This window comes from Bacillus sp. IS1, assembly GCF_032461585.1.
GTDB lineage: Bacteria > Bacillota > Bacilli > Bacillales > Bacillaceae > Bacillus > Bacillus velezensis.
This window is the reverse complement of sequence record NZ_JAWCWR010000001.1, coordinates 244,702-261,749: the sequence shown is the minus strand read 5'-3', so window position 1 is coordinate 261,749 and position 17,048 is coordinate 244,702. Positions and strand designations below refer to the sequence as shown.

The following is a 17,048-nucleotide window of genomic DNA, read 5'->3' as shown; positions in this document are numbered from 1 at the left end:
AAAATGATAAACTAATCCTGCATACGCTCCAGCGCATAATCTGCTTCCTCCGCAGTCAGTTCGCCCGCTTTTAATTGTCTGAGGAGCTCTTTTACTCTCTCGTTCTTTCCATTGGAATCCGCTGTTGCACGAGTCTGCGCCTCCGCGGAAAACGTTTCTTTTTTACGAATGGTTACATCCTTCAAACCTGCAAGTCTCTCTCCTTGTTCATTAAGCAGCTGAATATCGTAAATAAGCTCGGATTGACCTTTTTGGCCTGTTTTACGCGCATAAGCCCAGCATTCTGCTGAAACTTTTTTCCGAATCGTAATCTCTCCTATTGAAAAAGGAACATAAACAGATGCCTCTTCTCTTCCGTCGGTAATTCCGAACAAAGATTGCAGAGCCCCATCAATTAAAGACGGATGCAATGTATAATTTTCAAGTGCATATGCGGCTTCTTTTGGCAGCAATAAGTGTGCAACCGCTTCCGTTCCGCTGCCCCATAAACGTTGAATCGGCTGAAAAGCGCGCCCATACAGGAACCCGTTTTCCCGAAAATACTCGTAACATTCATCTTGTTCACGGACAAAAGCACTTCTGTTTATCATCTCTTGTCTGTCGATGTTCTCTATATCATCATCACTGTAATGATGATCATAATCTAATTCCCCCATCACAAATCCAGTCCTTACAGCAGCATCCTCGTCAGGTGACATGTTAAATAATATGCTGCCGTCTTTTACGGAAATGTGAGTGTAAATGGTCAGGCTCTCTTGCAAAAGCATGGCCGGTCTGGCAAATATCACGTTTTTTAAACGAGTGACCTTTTTCTTTCGATATGACCGCGTTCCCGCTGCGCATGCCATTTCAAGAAAAGCAGCTGCCGGGAGAATGCTCTTGTTTTTTACAATGTGGTCTTTTAACCAAATCTCTTTTTCTCTTAATGTCGTTTTAAAAAACTGCTGTTCCAGAGTAGATTCATTCGAATCCAGAAGCGGGTGCAGTGAAGACTGCTGCGGCAATGTTTCCGGAAATACTGCACTTTGGCTTCCAGGCACCCAGTAAGACTCCTCAGCAAATGGATATAAAGGAAGCTTGACCTTTTGCGGGGTATATTCTTCATATAACTCTCGCCATTGAATATCAGCCCCGAAAGACCATAATTTTGCAAGAAGATTCAAGTCCTTTGTCTCCATCATCGCCTCGAGGAATTTATCTTTCATCTTTTGATCATGAAAGATAAAGACTTTATCAAAATCTTTCGTAACATTGCCTTTGTATACGCCCTCTCCAATTGTTCCTTCGGTACAGAAAGTTCTCAGCTTCTCCTTAAGCTCCGGCAAATCGGAAGCTACAACAGCAAGTCTGTCTTCCATCGGTTCCCTGCATGTCTGCAATGTAAAAGCGATATCAGCTGCCGAGGCCTTTGTCTCCCGCTCTGTGAATTGCAGAAGGCGCCGAGCGTATTCTTTCAGTCTGTCTTCATTTTTGGCAGAGAGAACTGCGGCAAACGGCCCGCTTATTGTTTGTGTGTCCGCATGGTTTTGATATTCTTCCACAATGACATGGGCATTTGCTCCTCCCGCTCCGAACGAACTGATTGCTGCTCTCCTGTTGGAGGCGCCTGATTCTTTCCGCCACTCTTCTTCTTTCCGCTGAACGTAAAAAGGCGTCTTTTCAAATCGGATATTTTGGTTCAGCTGTTCCGAGTGAATGGATGGCGCCAATTTCTGATGCTTAAATTGTAAAAGAACTTTTGTAAGAGCTGCTATACCTGCAGCAGACTCCAAATGTCCGATATTAGACTTCACTGAACCTATAGCACAAAATTGTTTATCATCCGTAAATTTCTCAAACGCTTTTGTCAATCCTGCGATCTCAATCGGATCTCCGAGCGAGGTACCCGTTCCGTGTGCTTCCAAGTAGCTGACGGATCGCGGACTGATGCCCGATTTCTTAAAATTTTCAGCAATCAGCTCAGCTTGTGCATTCGGATTCGGAACCGTAAATCCATTGGTTTTTCCGCCATGATTTACAGATGTTCCTTTAATCACTCCGTATATATGATCCTGATCAGCAATTGCTTTTTCCAGAGGTTTCAACAGGACGGCTCCCGAACCTTCTCCCGGGACATAGCCGTCTCCGCCCTCTCCGAAACTTCTGCACAATCCTTCGGTGGAAACAAAATTACCTTGACTCAGCCAAAGGTATTTGCTGGGATGTATGGACACATTAACGCCGCCCGCAAGCGCAATTTCACTTTCCCCTCTTTTAATACTCTCACATGCCAAGTGAATGGCCGTCAGCGATGATGAACACATCGTATCCAGTGCAATGCTCGGGCCGGAGAGATTAAAAAAGTATGAAACCCTGTTCGCAATAGATGAAAAGAAGGAACTGAGCGCAATCGGATTGCCCCGCGCAGTTTCTTCTGCGCCGAATAATTGATATTGTCCGTACATGGCTCCGACAAACACACCGGCTTTCATACCGTCAAGCTTCTCTTTTGTATATCCTGAATCTTCAAACGTATGCCAGGAGGTTTCGAGAAAAATTCGCTCCTGAGGGTCCATCAGCTCAGCTTCTTTATGAGAAATGTGGAAAAACAGCGGATCGAATTGATCAACACCGCTGATAAAACCGCCCCACTTACTGTTGATTTTCCCCTTCTCCATTCTGTCGGGACTGTAATTCGATCTGAAATCCCAACGTTCCTCGGGGATTTCAATAATACAGTTTTTCCCTCCGGCAATGTTTTCCCAGAACTCCTCAAGAGTATCGGATTTCGGATATCTTCCGCTCACACCGATAATGGCAATATCCTCACCCGGCGGAACCATGCTCGGTGCAGATGTATCCTTCTGCTGCCGGTGCTGTTTTTCACTCAGATTTTCTCTTTTCTTCGGCACTCTTGTTACCGGAGCTGCCCCTGCGGCCTTAAGCACTTTTTCTTTAAAAGATGTTAGGAAGAAGTTTGAAAGCTCTTCAATGTTCTGATATTCAAAAAAGATTGTTTTTGGAAGATCCCCGAAAGTATCTTCAAGCTTTGAAATAAGTGACATGATCATAAGTGAGTTGATTCCGAATTTCTCAAAAGAGTCTTTCGCATTTATTTTATGAGATTGGATTTTCAAGACACCGCTGATGATCTTGATTAAATAGTCATTGACTTTTTCTTTCGCAGCATATTCCTCTTCTTCATCGTGTTCCGCCGTGAGTGTATCTTGATCTGCTGCAGCTGTATTTCTTTGAATCGAAAGCGCTTTTATCATTTTATCCCGCTCTCCTTCTGCAGGCATTAAGCTGGTAAATGAAGACCGCAGCATTTTCAGAAACGCTTCCAAAACAGAGGAAGTTCGCATCGGAGTCATTCCGTATTTTTCTTTTATTTGAATGATTCCACTGCTGTCGAGACTCATCCCGCCATCTTTCAATAACGGCCAATTGATTGAAAGGGTTTTTCCGTTTCGGGAGAGCTGAGATCGAAGCACTGCAAAACTGTCCATAAAATGATTTGCGTACGCATAGTCACTTTGGCCGGCATTTCCGTAAGCCGAAAAAGAAGAAAAGAGAACAAAAAAATCAAGATCTTCGTCTTTTGTCAGCTCATCCAGCCAGATTGTCCCGTAAACTTTCGGTTTCAGTACGTCCGTAAAATCACTGAGGCTTTTGTTTACAAGAAATGAGTCACGAAGGATGCCGGCAGCATGAATGATCCCGTTTATGCTGCCGTACCGCTGTTTAACGCCGAAAATGAATCGCTCTGTCTCTGTTCGATCTGTTATATCCGTCCGCTGATATTCAACAACAGAGCCGCTCTCATTAAGCTTACTGATCCGTTCTTTTTGATCAGCGGTTAAAAAAGAACGGCCTGTAAGTATAATCACGGCTTGGTTTTCTTTAGCGATGTGTTCCGCAAACAGCAGCCCGAGTTTTCCCGCTCCTCCGGTAATGATATATATGCCGCCTTTTTGATACGTTACAGATCCGTTATCGTGTTCCGGATTATCAATATGCTGCAGCCCTTTCACATAACGGGTATGTGAGTCTATTAAAACCTCACATTCATCGGATTGAAAGTGCTGTATTTCACTGATTGCAGCATCCCACACCTCGGAAACTGGAGGATTTATCTCAGAATGCTCATGGCGAATCTGTATGGTTTTCGCTTTAAGCTTAGAGCTTTCCATGTTTACCGTTTTCATGAACCCTCCGACAGCTTCGTGAAACGGCTGATTCAGACCGCTTGTCCAATAAATATGCAATAACGTAACAGGTTCGTTTCTTCGCATTAAAGCTTTTAATAATAAAAAGAGCGAGTTTATCCCTCTGCGAAGAGTTTCGTTAACGGATTCTTCAGTGAATTCTCTGATTTCTCCGTTCCATAAATATAGCACGACATCAGGTGTAAATCCGTTTTCAGCCAAATCAGACAGCAGCATTTCGACATGATTTTCATCAGAAGGATTGATTGTGCATCTATTCCGCTCAATTCTATAATCAGAATCGGGCGTTACGAGAATGACACGGTTATGTTCTCCATTCATCATCTCGGCATGCTGAAAAAGACGGTTATCCTGATCAAAAATCAGCATATTTCCCGGTGCCTGCTGATTCGGCCTATCAATGTTATTTGTCCTTACCCATTCGTTCTTAAAAAAAATGGTTGGGGACGGAGCTTGTGATTCCGGCTCCGCCTTTTTTTCCATTTGTTCTTTTCTGTAAGTGCGAATTAGCTCCAGTCCTGCATCAGGAGACATTTGCTGTTCTTCAATTAAGGAAAGTATTTGTTTGATCTGCACTATTTTCCCTCCAGCAGCTGATAAACTTGGTCAGCAGAAAGTTCACCGTTTTTCAATCGTTCTAATAAGAAGAGAATTTCCTGATCTTCATTTTTACGTCCTGCGGTTAATTCTCCCCCGGTCACTTTTCTGACAGAAAAGTCTTTCATGCTCACGGCTATTTCGCCGCTCTCGTTAATAAAATCAATGTTATACGTATAAAAACCGGTTTCTTTCACCGAAACATGGCATCGGGCAGTAAGCGCCCTCTTAATGTGAAGCTCTCTAAGTGAATATGGAACAAATAAGCCCTCTTTCTCATTATCTCTTAACAAAAATGCCGCCGCTTGAAAACCGCCGTCAATTAATGAAGGATGAAGTGTAAAATGTGAAAACCCGTTCGCTAAATGAGCAGGAAGCTCCAATTCTGCCATTAACTCCATATCACCGCGATATACGGCTTTCAATGTTTGAAAACTGCTATGATATGTCAGGCCCATACGGCTGAAGCGGTGATAACACTCTTCCCGGCTTATGACCGGCTCACTGCTGCGTATGAACTGATCAATATCGACATACTCAGGATTGCTGTTTATGTCTCCGAATACTGTTTCACTTTGTGTGCAGATTTGCTGCACGCCATCCGGACCCTCTTTACATATCATTACGTTCAACTTATCTTGTTTCATTTCCAAGTCGGTATAAATGTGCAGCGTTTTTCCTTTATATAATATAGGTCTGTTCCACATCACGTCTTTTATTTTATATACTTTACTTTCTCCGCTTATTTCCGCACAAACAAGAGCCATTTCAAGCGAAGCGGCTCCTGGCAGCACATAGTCTCCTGAAACAAGATGATCAGTGACGAAAAATTCAGTTCCGGAAATAACAGTTTTAAATGCTTGTTTCTTTAATGTTGAGACATTCTCGCTGATTAATGGGTGAAGACTTTTACTATTAACCTCGCTTTTGTTCTTTTTCGGAGTAAACCAATAACTCTCTTTTGCAAACGGATAAGTTGGCATCGGCACTCTATTCAATTTCTTATTGCCGATTGTCTTCCATTCAAACTCGGCTCCATTGGCCCACCATTGTGCGAGCAGCTCCTCTTTTCCGCTTTGAAGAGCCTCCTGAATCATATATTCAGAAACAGCTGTGCGCTCTTCAGTGTTTTCGCTTATAAATACGCCTTTTTGCACCTTGCTGTCATCAAGAAAGCTGACGTATTTATCTCTCAGCTCAGTCAGACTCGCTGCACATACGGCAATTCTTTCGTTCATTGCTTCCCGGCCGTTTTGCAATGTAAATTCCATGTCACTGGCATTAACGGTCATGTCACCGGCAATCACGCGATCCAAGTACTGAACCATAAGCCGGATATACTCAAGTAATTGATCTTTGCTTTTCGCAGATAAAACAAAAATATGTGTGTTACCGTTGTTTTCCGGCACTTCTTTTTGAGGTTCCCTATATTCCTCTAATACAATATGCGCGTTCACACCGCCGAATCCGAATGAGCTGACACCTGCTCTCCTCGGCAGATCGTTGTTCTCTTCATCTTTTATCGAATTCCACTTTTGAGCGGTTTCTGTGATATAAAATGGCGTATTTTCCAGTTTGATGTATGGATTGAGTTCTAAAAAATGGGCGAGTCCCGGAAGTTTGCGATATTTAAAAGCCAGTAACACTTTCAGCACTCCGGCTATTCCGGCAGCGGTTTCGAGATGGCCGATGTTTGTTTTCACAGACCCGATTCCGCAGCATTTCTGTTTCGCAAAAGGAATGTCCCATTCTTGATATAACGTTTTAAATGCCTTTATGATGCTGTTCACTTCAATCGGATCACCAAGACTTGTCCCTGTGCCATGCGCTTCTATATATCCCGCAGTGGCAGGGCTGACCCCCGCCTTCCGCCAAGCTTCGGTTAATAAGTCCGCCTGTGCGTTCGGATTCGGAGCTGTCAAAGAATTGGCGCGGCCGCCGTGATTTACAGCTGATCCTTTAATCAAACCATATATATGATCACCGTCTGCCTGTGCTTTGCTGAGCGGCTTGAGCAATACTGCAGCCGCCCCTTCACTCCTTACATAGCCGTCAGCGCTTTTATCAAACGTTTTGCACTTTCCGTCTTTGGAAAGCATCCCTGCTTTATCAAAAGCTATAAACAGAGTAGGGCTTGTCATAATATGCACTCCGCCTGCAATCGCCATTTCAAAATCGCCTCTTTGAATCCCCTCAGCCGCACGATGGAGCGCAACTAACGAACTTGAACAGGCAGTGTCAATCGGTTCGCTCGGACCCGTCAGGTTCAGCTGGTAAGAAATACGATTTGCCAATATACAATGATTTAAACCGGTTGCGGTCTGCGCCTGAACAGAGACGCCATTTTCATTCAGACGTTCAGCATAATCCGTTGTGGCGACCCCTGCAAACACCGCGGTTTTCGTCCCTGCCAAATCAGACGGCTTATAGCCCGCATCTTCTATTGTTTTCCATACAGTCTCCATAAAAATTCTTTGCTGGGGATCCATTAATTCTGCTTCGGCGGGAGAAATCCCGAAAAACAACGGATCAAAACTGTCCGCGCCTTTGATAAATCCGCCTTTTTTTATTTTTGTTCTATTGACGTCCCTGATCGGATCGCCGTCAAACTCTTTCCAGTTCCAACGGTCTTCAGGAATGTCTGTAATCATATCCCGGCCTTTTTCAATTCCTTCCCAAAAGTCTTCCAGCGTATCTGTTTGGGGGAAACGGCCGCTTATTCCCACTATTGCAACCGGCTCATTTATATGTCTTTCCTCTTGCCTAGTTTTATTTTCAGGCTCAGGGGAACGTTCATAAGATTCCGGCGGAGGCGTGCTGTACAATGTTTTTTCGTCAGCTGCAGAAAAAGATTCTGTCTCAGCAAAAAGGATTTCTCCGTATTGCTCGATTACATAATCAGTCATTTCAGCCAGTGAATTGCACTCAAAGAAAATGGACGGCAATAATTCCGTACCATATTGTTGATTGATTTCATTTCCGAGTCTGGTAAACGTAATAGAATCAAATCCGTACTCGCCGAATGAAGTCTCTTCTTCTATTTCCTTTCTGTCAATCTTCAAAATACTTGACATCATCTTTGCGATGCCCTCAATCAGATTTTCTCTCCGGTCTTTCGCCGCAGATTCATCTGAAGAAAAAGAGCCGCAGAGATGAAGCTCCTCGGAATACTCACTCTTTAAAAACTCAAGAAGTTCATTAAAATCAGTAAGACCGAAAAAATCTGACGGCATCATTGATATTCCTAATGACTCGTTTAATTCGCTGCCCAGCATTGTAAACATAATTGAATCAAATCCGTATTCACTTATCGGCAGTTCAAAATCAAATTCCCGTTCTTCAATTTTTAATACGCCGGTGATGATGCGCGTCAAAGTGTTTTTTAAAGATTCAGTTGTTGACAGCTCTTTCGGTTCTTGATTTTCGTCGGCGATTGCCGGGTCACTTTTTCCGCTGTCAATCGTTATCATTCGTTCCAGCTTTAATTCATTACCGCTAAATACCATTATTTGATGTTCACACCCTGTCATTGCTTGATCAAATGCTGCAAGGCCTTCCCGTTTTCCCAGAGGCAGCATTCCGAAACGGTCATAAAGGAACTTCTCTGAATGAATATCAATTTGCATACCGCCTTCTTTCCATAAAGGCCAATTAATCGAGACTGTTTTTCCAGGTTTATTTTCCGCCGCTCTCATTTCCGCAAAATAATCCATAAACCGGTTTGCATAAGCATAATCGGTTTGTCCCGCGTTCCCGATTATTGCGCTGATAGATGAAAACATTACAAAAAAGTCCAGAGGTTCTCTGTCTGTATACCGGTCAAGCCATATCGTTCCGTAAACCTTGCTGGCCACGACTGAATCGAGATCCTCTTCACGCTTATTGATGAGTAATGAATCTTTTATCACACCGGCACTGTGAATAATTCCTTTAACAGGACCTAATTTGTTTTTGACGAGGTTTATCAGGTTATTGACATTTTCCTTATCAGAAATATCGGTTCTTACATAAAAAACCTCTGATCCGTTTTTTTCCAGCTCTTTTACATTGCTTACGGCTTCCTCAGAAAGCTCTGACCTGCCGATAAGGACAAGTTTTATTCTCCCTTTTCGCACAAGATGTCTGGCGAAAATCAGTCCCAGACCGCCCGTTCCTCCTGTAATGAGGTAAACTCCCCCTTCTTTTACTTCCATCTTTTTGGGGGGCTCGGCACTTTCAATTTCTGCAGAGTGTTTCACCTGCCTGATTCCATCTCTGTATCTGATTTCTGAAGTATCATCGCTGATGATTGTTTCTTTCACAAGGTTTTTTAATTCAGGCAGACCGGTGTTCATCTGTAACTGAATTTCATCGCTTTGTATTTCAATATTTTTACCGGACAACATTGGATGTTCTAAATGAAGTGACCTAAAAAAGCCGCTGATTGCCATTTGATAAGGTAAAATTTGATTTTCCCTTGTGAAAAATACATGTGATATCAGGATTTTATGTCTTGGGATTGTTGCTAGCAGAGCTTTCGTTACATTGAAAACCGGCAAAACAGCCTCTTCCAGCTTTTCACGAATGTTATGCTCAATTCCCGTTTCAGGGCTCATCCCGATTAAAATGACGCGGTCAATTGTCACTTGTCTTTCTTTAAGAATCGCCAGCAATTTCTGATAGCCTTCAAGTTTGACGCTGTTCAATTCAAAGGAATCAGCTTCTTTTTCTTGAAAACTGCCGCCATGGCGGACAAAGATCATGTTCAAGCCGATATCTTTATATGCCTGGCGGATCAGCGGTTCTGATATATCCCGACGGAGTGAAATCACAAGGCAGCTGTTTAAACCGCTGGCTTCAGGCTGATGAAGCAGAGGATCCCGCTTCCACATATCAGTGTAGTACTTAACTGAATGCCGCTCATCCTGAGTCTGCGGTACAGCCCTTAACGCCTTTAACGCTAAGTTTTTTATTTTAAGACTTACAGATCCGTTTTCATCCATAAATAATATATGAAACCTTTTGACATCATCATGTTGTCTTTCATCGGCAGCTGTAATGTAAGCATAGCCGTTTGCCGAAGGTGCATGAAGAATCTCCAGCTCACCTAATTCAAAAGGCAAATATGCGGTGTGATCCCCTTCTTGACGGGACGTAAACCCGGTTGTGGATTGAAAAATGCCATCCAATAAACACGGTTCCAGCAGCGTGCCGGATTTTTTATGAATGCTCTCAGGAAGTGATATTCGTGCAAGAACAGCATTTTCATGGATAAACAGCTGTTTTATTACCTGAAAACTGGTTCCATAGTCCAAACCGCTCTGCCGGAAATCCCTGTAACACTCAGCGCCGCTGATTAATCTTTTCTGTCCGGTTAACCAGCTGTCCAATTGAAAACGCTCTGTTTGAGAGGCATCTTGATCTCCGCATGTGATAATGTTTCCTTGGCAATGAACTGCCGCTTCAGGTTGCATATCGGTTTTCACCACAAATCTGCCGTCTTTTTGATTCGGCAGCAGATCTATCATTATCGTCTTTTCTTTTTCAACGTTTATCGGAACCGCCCATACAACCTGACTCAGTTTTATGACTGATTTTCCGTACAGCCTCTCTCCCGCTTCTCTGGCCGCTTCGATGATTGCCGCTCCTGGCAGAACCATATTCCCATGCACAACATGATCTTTTACATAATATTCAGAATCTGAAAGCGTTTTATAAAATCGGCACTCACCTGCAGAAAAATCAAATAAAGGAGCTTTATCAGCTGTTGATTTTGATTGCGCCTTATTTGACACCCACAGTCTGTTTTTTAAGAAAGGGTAAGTCGGCAGGGTAATTTTCGCCGGTTTTCTGCCGGTGCGGAAATCTTCCCAGCTTAAATTGCCTCCTGATACCCAGAATTCAGCCATTTCGGTTAATGTGGTTCTGCCGGATTTGAGCGGAAGTTCCGATTGCTGCTGTCTGCGTTTATGATTCGGTTTTTTCCCTCTAAATATTTCGTGATCGTCAATTCCATTATAAAAGTGATTTAATTTCAACATCAGATCATCGATATTATTTGAAATGACAGCAAGCCTTTCCGCCATGGCTTCACGCCCTTCAAGAAGGGTATACGCAATATCAGAAAGGTGAAGCGGCTTGTTTGTTCCCGCTTGCTGCAAAAACTCGCCCTGTTGTTGACGGACCTTTTGAAGATATTCCACCAGCTGTTTTGCCGATTCCCGTAAACTCAGTGAATGCTTGGCTGAGAGTACGATAAGTTCCTCACTTTCCTCACAATCCGTATGACAGTCAGCAGCAGACTCATACTCTTCCACAAGAATATGAGCATTCGCCCCGCCCGCTCCGAAAGAACTTAATCCCGCACGCCGCGGATATTTGCTGTCAGAATGTTTTTCATTCGCGGGTTTTATCCAGTCGGCGGTTTCCTGCTGAAGGCAAAAAGGTGTCTCTTCCAGATAAAGATCCGGATGCACCCGTTCAGCATGCAGTGTTGCGGCTATTTTTTTATACTTCATTTGTAAGATAATCTTTGTCAGGCCGGCAATACCCGCAGCCGCTTCAAGATGACCGATGTTAGATTTAATCGATCCGAGAGAGCAATATGAAACATCTTCGGTATAAGCTCTAAACGCCTTGGTCAGGCCTCGGACTTCAATCGGGTCACCCAGCGGCGTTCCCGTGCCGTGAGCTTCAATAAAGCTGACACTTCTGGCGCTCCAACCGGCCGCTTTAAGAGCTCCTTGGATTAAATCCGCCTGTGCGGCAGGATTAGGCACCGTATAGCCATTCGTCTTTCCGCCGTGATTAATTGCCGTTCCTTTAATGACGGCGTACACAGTATCATTATCACGTATGGCATCTTTAAGCGGTTTAAGAATTACGGCCCCGACACCTTCCCCGGGTACGAAACCGTCGCCGCCTTCTCCAAAACTTCTGCATTTTCCCGATTTTGAAAGCATCCCCATCTGACATCGGTATAAATAGTCAGAAGGATGAAGATACAAATTTACTCCTCCCGCAACCGCAACCGAGCACTCACCTTTTTTTAAACTTTGGCAAGCCATGTGAATTGCCGTTAAGGATGAAGAGCAAGCCGTATCTACAGGGACACTGGGACCTGTAAAGTCAAATGTGTAAGACACTCTGTTCGCGAGAGACCATGGGAACGAATTTGGAAGTACATCGTTTTTGTCCGTCGGTATTCTTTCGCCGAGCAGCTTGTAGGAATTGGTCGTCACTCCCGCAAATACACCGACATGTTTTTCGGTCTGCTTTCTCAACCCTTCAATGGTATATCCCGAATCTTCAAATGCTTTCCATACGGTTTCGAGAAATATTCGTTCCTGAGGATCCATCGCTTCTGCTTCTCTCGGAGATATTTGGAAAAACAAAGAATCAAATGATTCAGCATTCTTTAAAAATCCGCCCCATTTGCAATAAATTTTCCCCTCATGCGCTTTAGCGGGGTCTGGATCATAGTAGGTCTCATAATTCCATCGTTCTTTCGGAATTTCTGTGATTGCGGTTCTCTCTTTTGATAGAAGCTCCCACAATTCTTCGATATTTTCAGCCCCGGGATAACGGCCGCTGATACCGATCACCGCTATCCCGTCAAGATGTTCTTTTTCCTCCGCCGCAGGTGCAGTGATGTTTTGTTCCGGCCTGGCAGGGGTAATGCTCTGAATCTGTTTTCCTTTTTCCTCCCGTGAAAATAAACGCCCCAGCCGATCCGGATATTCCTTTACAAGATGATCTGCTAAATCTCTGATTGTATGAAATTCAAATAAAAGCGTTTTCGAAATTGCTCCCAGTGACTGCTCCAGCTTTGTGTTGCATTGATGAATCATAACCGAATCCATTCCATATTCAGCCAGATGCACATCTTGATCGATCTCTTCCCGTTCTGCACCGACCTCAGAGGAGATGATATTGGTTAAAAACAAAACTGTCTGATCCAAAATATCGCCTTGAGCCAAAGGGATGGCACTGCCTGTCTCTGTTTCGTCCGTCAAAAATCTCTGCCGCATAAATTGTTCAAAGCGCTCATGATCACCGCAGACTGCAATATTATGCAGCTGACCCGAAGTTACAATCCGCGAAAACCATTGCGTTCCGTCTTCAGCAGGAAGTTCTTCGAGCCCGGAACCATGAAAAAGAGACGTCCGCCCTTGACCTGACAGGTTCGCTCCCATTCCGATGTCTTTCCATAAAGGCCAATTGATTGTCAGCGTGCGGCCGCTGCGCAGAGAATTTTGCCGTTTCCATTCCCGATATTCTGCAAAATGATCTAAAAAGCCGTTTGCATATGCATAATCACACTGGCCTTCGTTCCCTGCAATAGAGACGACTGAAGAAAAAACGGCGAAAAAATCCAATTCCAGCGACTTCGTTGCATGATCAAGATTCAACGCACCATGAACTTTCGGAGCAATCACCTCTGAAAGTTCCTGCTTTGTTTTTTGAAAAAGCAGCGAGTCTCTGATAACTCCTGCGCAATGAATGACGCCATGAAGACCTGCATGCTGATCGGTAATACCGTCAATCATTGTTTTTACCGCTTCTTTATCGGATATATTCGCCTGTATATAATAAACCTTTGCTTTAAAGCTGTTCAGGTATTCTAAATGTTTCTGCTTATCTCCGTTTAAAGCAGATCGCCCCGATAGAATAATGGTGGATCTTTCAGTTTTCGCGCAATATTCAGCGACTTTACTGCCAATCCCCCCAAATCCCCCTGTAATTAAATATACTTTATCTTTTTCAGGGTATTGAATGGCCTTTCTGTTTGTTTCTCCCTGCTTTTCTAACATCCGTGCATATCTTACGCAGCCTCTGTAAGTGATATGAATATGCCGATCAGGTGCTGTGTTTATTTCTTTATAAAGAATGGCAGCCTTCTCTGAAAATGAAACGGCTGCAGAATCATGTTCAAAGCAAACCGTCTTACAATGCAGCTGCGGATATTCTTGTTTTACCGATTTAAAAAAACCGTTCACACCTTCAAAATACGGCAATTTTTCTTTTTGATCTGCGCTGAATGTATAAATGAACGTTACTTTGTTTATAAGGTTCTCGCTGATTAAAGCCTTAGTCAGATAAAACACGGAATAAATTCCTGATTCGAGTGTTTCTTCCAGTTCAGGCTGTTTTTCAGACCACGTATGCAAAATTGCATCAGGCGCTGCGCCTTTTTCTTTTAACAGACGAATGACACTTTGATAATCATCGGGACGCTGCCTGTTGATCGTGAAAACACTATCGCTTATCTGCTCTAAACGGTCACCGGGCATAATAAGATATGCGGACGTATTCTCTCTTTTTTTCATCTCTTCAAAATAGTCTTTATTCTCGGAGAACAGCAAAATAGTACAGGCTTGTCCGCTGTCCGCTTCATTCTCAAGTGCGGTTTCTTTCCATATCGGCGTATAAAGTGCCTGATTCTTCTTTGCTGAAAAAGCCGCGTCTGATTTTACCTGCTGAGGGTTTAAAGAAAATTGACAGCGCTCAAACGGATAAGGCGGAAGCGGGGCTTTTCTTTTATGATAGTCACCTAGTTTCGCCCATTCAATCTCTTCTCCTGAAAGCCACATTTGCATAAATGAATGATAAAGAGCCTCATCAGCTGCTTTGTCCGCTTCAAAAGCAGCCGCTTTGTTTAGTTTTGCTGATGGAGGGAGCGATCCGAATTGAAAAACTGAAAAATCAGAAATATCCACATCCGGCTCCGTTCCCTTTTCTTCCGTGTGAAGCGGCATATGATCAGCTATCTCCTGAGACACGGCATCCATTTGATTGTATTCTGTCATCAACGGAAAACGAGTCTTATCATAAAAATCTGCCGGCTGCTCATTAATACAAGCAACAGCCTGTTTAATTCCGTCTTGCTTTTTCAATAACATGCTCAGAAAAAGTTCTTTAGACAAAATTCCTTCGTCCAGTAAATTTAATATTTCCAGAACATAATCATTATTAAAGAATCCATCATAATCTGTTAAATCCCATCTCTTATACAGTCTTCTCATAGAGGCAAGGATAGCCATGATCGCCGCTTCCTCATCAGCCGGCAGTGCGTTTCTTTTATCCGCCGTGCGATTCACAATATAAGATAAAATCTCGATTTCCTGAGTCTTTCCCGCTTTATCCCACTCTTCTAAGAACCCTTTAAACGTATATTGGTGCTCAAGAAGCAGCCGTGTTTTCCCGTACAGGCGGTCTGTAAAATCAGCCGGGAAGCTCAGACCGTTCAGCAGCATCCTTACATATTCTTCATTTAATCGAACCGGCGGGTACGTTTTTGAAGTGTACGGATTGACAAATGGAATGGACGGCGGCTTACAGGATAAGTGCGAAGGTTTTTCAGCGCCTGTGATGACAGAAATGGCCTTTTCAATTTTGATGATATCCGCTGCTGCAAGAGCGACGTAATATCCGTCTCCGGCGCCTGTTATGAGGCTTGGCTTAAAACCGGATGCCAGGATACTTTTTATGATTTCCGTATTGATAACTAAAGAATACAAGCGGATTTTCTCAGGCGTCCATTTTCTTTTAAATGAACTGTGCAATGTTGGTATACCCTTCAGCACCGGCCTTACGTTCTTTTCCAGATCAGGGAACACGCGTTTCAAAACGGCAAATTGTTTATAGCTTTCCCATTTGAAGTCACCGATGGCAAGCGCCCATTCAGAATCTTGTTTCCTCCGAAAACTTAATCCCTCTTTAAGCTGATTTTTAAATTCCTCCTTGCTGCCTGCCAATAAACCAGCCCTGTAATCAAACGATGTCCTCCCTGTTAAAAGGGTGCTGCTGATCACTTCATTTGATATTTTGCAAAATTCCTCTGAATCGTCAGAAAAGGTTCTCCAATGATGTATCATTTGTTTCATACTTTCTTCACTTTTAGCGGAAAAAAGGAAGGGTACCCTTCCTTTTCTGTCAGATTCGTCTTTGGTATGTATAAATTCTTCGATGATGACGTGAGAGTTGACACCCCCAAAACCGAAGGAGCTGATTCCCGCCCTGAGCGGAGCCCCGTCTGCCGCCTTCCAATCACTTGAATCAAGTGCCGGCCTAAACGGTGTTTTTTCAAACTGTATAATTGGATTTACCGTATGTACATTCAGGCTTTTCGGCACCCTCCGGTGTTTCATCATCATTAGAACTTTTATCAATCCGGCCATTCCCGCCGCTGCTTCTGTATGACCGATATTTGTTTTCACACTTCCGATCCTGCAATATTGAGTATCCTCAGTATATTGCCGATACGCTTTTGTCAATGCTTCTATTTCTATCGGATCGCCCAGAGATGTACCTGTGCCATGTGCTTCTACATAAGAAACCGTCGCAGCATCGACAGCAGCGTTGTGTAAAGCTTCTGAGATGACCAGGCTCTGCGCTTCTGCTCTGGGAGCGGTTATGGAACGGGATTTACCGCCATGATTAACAGCTGTCCCTTTTATGATCCCGTATATATGGTGACCGGCTTTTACTGCATCACCAAGGCGCTGCAGCAATACAACGCCTGCCCCTTCTCCGGGAACGTACCCGTTCGCCGCTGCGTCAAAGGTTTTACATTTGCCGTCAGGACTCAGCATTCTGGCTTTAGAAAAAGAAATATATTTTCCGGGTTGGAAATTCAAGTTTACTCCCGATGCGATTGCATACTCGCTTTCTTTTGTCCGCAATGACTTAACCGCTTCATGTAAAGCAACAAGCGATGATGCACAAGCGGCATTTACAGACATGCTTTTTCCGGTCAAACCGAATGTGTATGAAAGCCGGTTGGAAAGCATAGCTTCGAAACTTCCTAAACAGGCGTAACTGTCGATTTCCGATTCAGCATGACCTGTCTGCCGGTAGTCAGAATTCATAATACCCGCAAAAACAGAAGTGGTTTTACGCTGGAGATCCTGCAAAGAGACCCCGGAATCTTCGATACACCGCCAAGTTTCTTCTAAAAGGATTCTTTGCTCAGGATCCATGTTTTTCGCTTCCCGGGGAGAGATATTAAAAAACTTATGGTCGAAATGGTCAGCTTTATGAATAAAACCTCCCCACTTGCTGATTGTTTTGTTCGGTATACTGATATCGGCTGAATAATAAAGATCGGGATCCCACCGTTCAATCGGCACTTCCCGGATGGAATCTTTGCCGCTATTTATGTTTTCCCAGAATTCATGATAATGATCTGCATCGGGGAATCTGCAAGCAACCCCGATTATCGCGATATCCGCACTCTGTTTATTCAAATGAACCATTGGCCTC

Annotated in this window: 2 protein-coding genes; both read right to left on the bottom strand. The window is 43.7% G+C overall.

The genetic code is table 11. The features are described from left to right. Positions 1-11 precede the first annotated feature (11 nt). Positions 12-4,784: a type I polyketide synthase gene (locus RUW00_RS01310; RefSeq protein WP_280145069.1), complete on the bottom strand. Its 4,773-nt coding sequence runs from the start codon at positions 4,782-4,784 to the stop codon at positions 12-14. After that, a complete protein-coding gene (locus RUW00_RS01305) occupies positions 4,784-17,041 on the bottom strand; it encodes an SDR family NAD(P)-dependent oxidoreductase (protein ID WP_315956442.1) in 12,258 nt (4,085 codons plus the stop codon). Before RUW00_RS01305 ends, RUW00_RS01310 begins: the two co-directional genes overlap by 1 nt. Positions 17,042-17,048 lie beyond the last annotated feature (7 nt).

Coding starts and splice junctions, on each gene's coding strand:
- RUW00_RS01305 (WP_315956442.1), bottom strand. CDS start 17,041: ATGGTTCATTTGAATAAACAGAGTGCGGATATCGCGATAATCGGGGTT.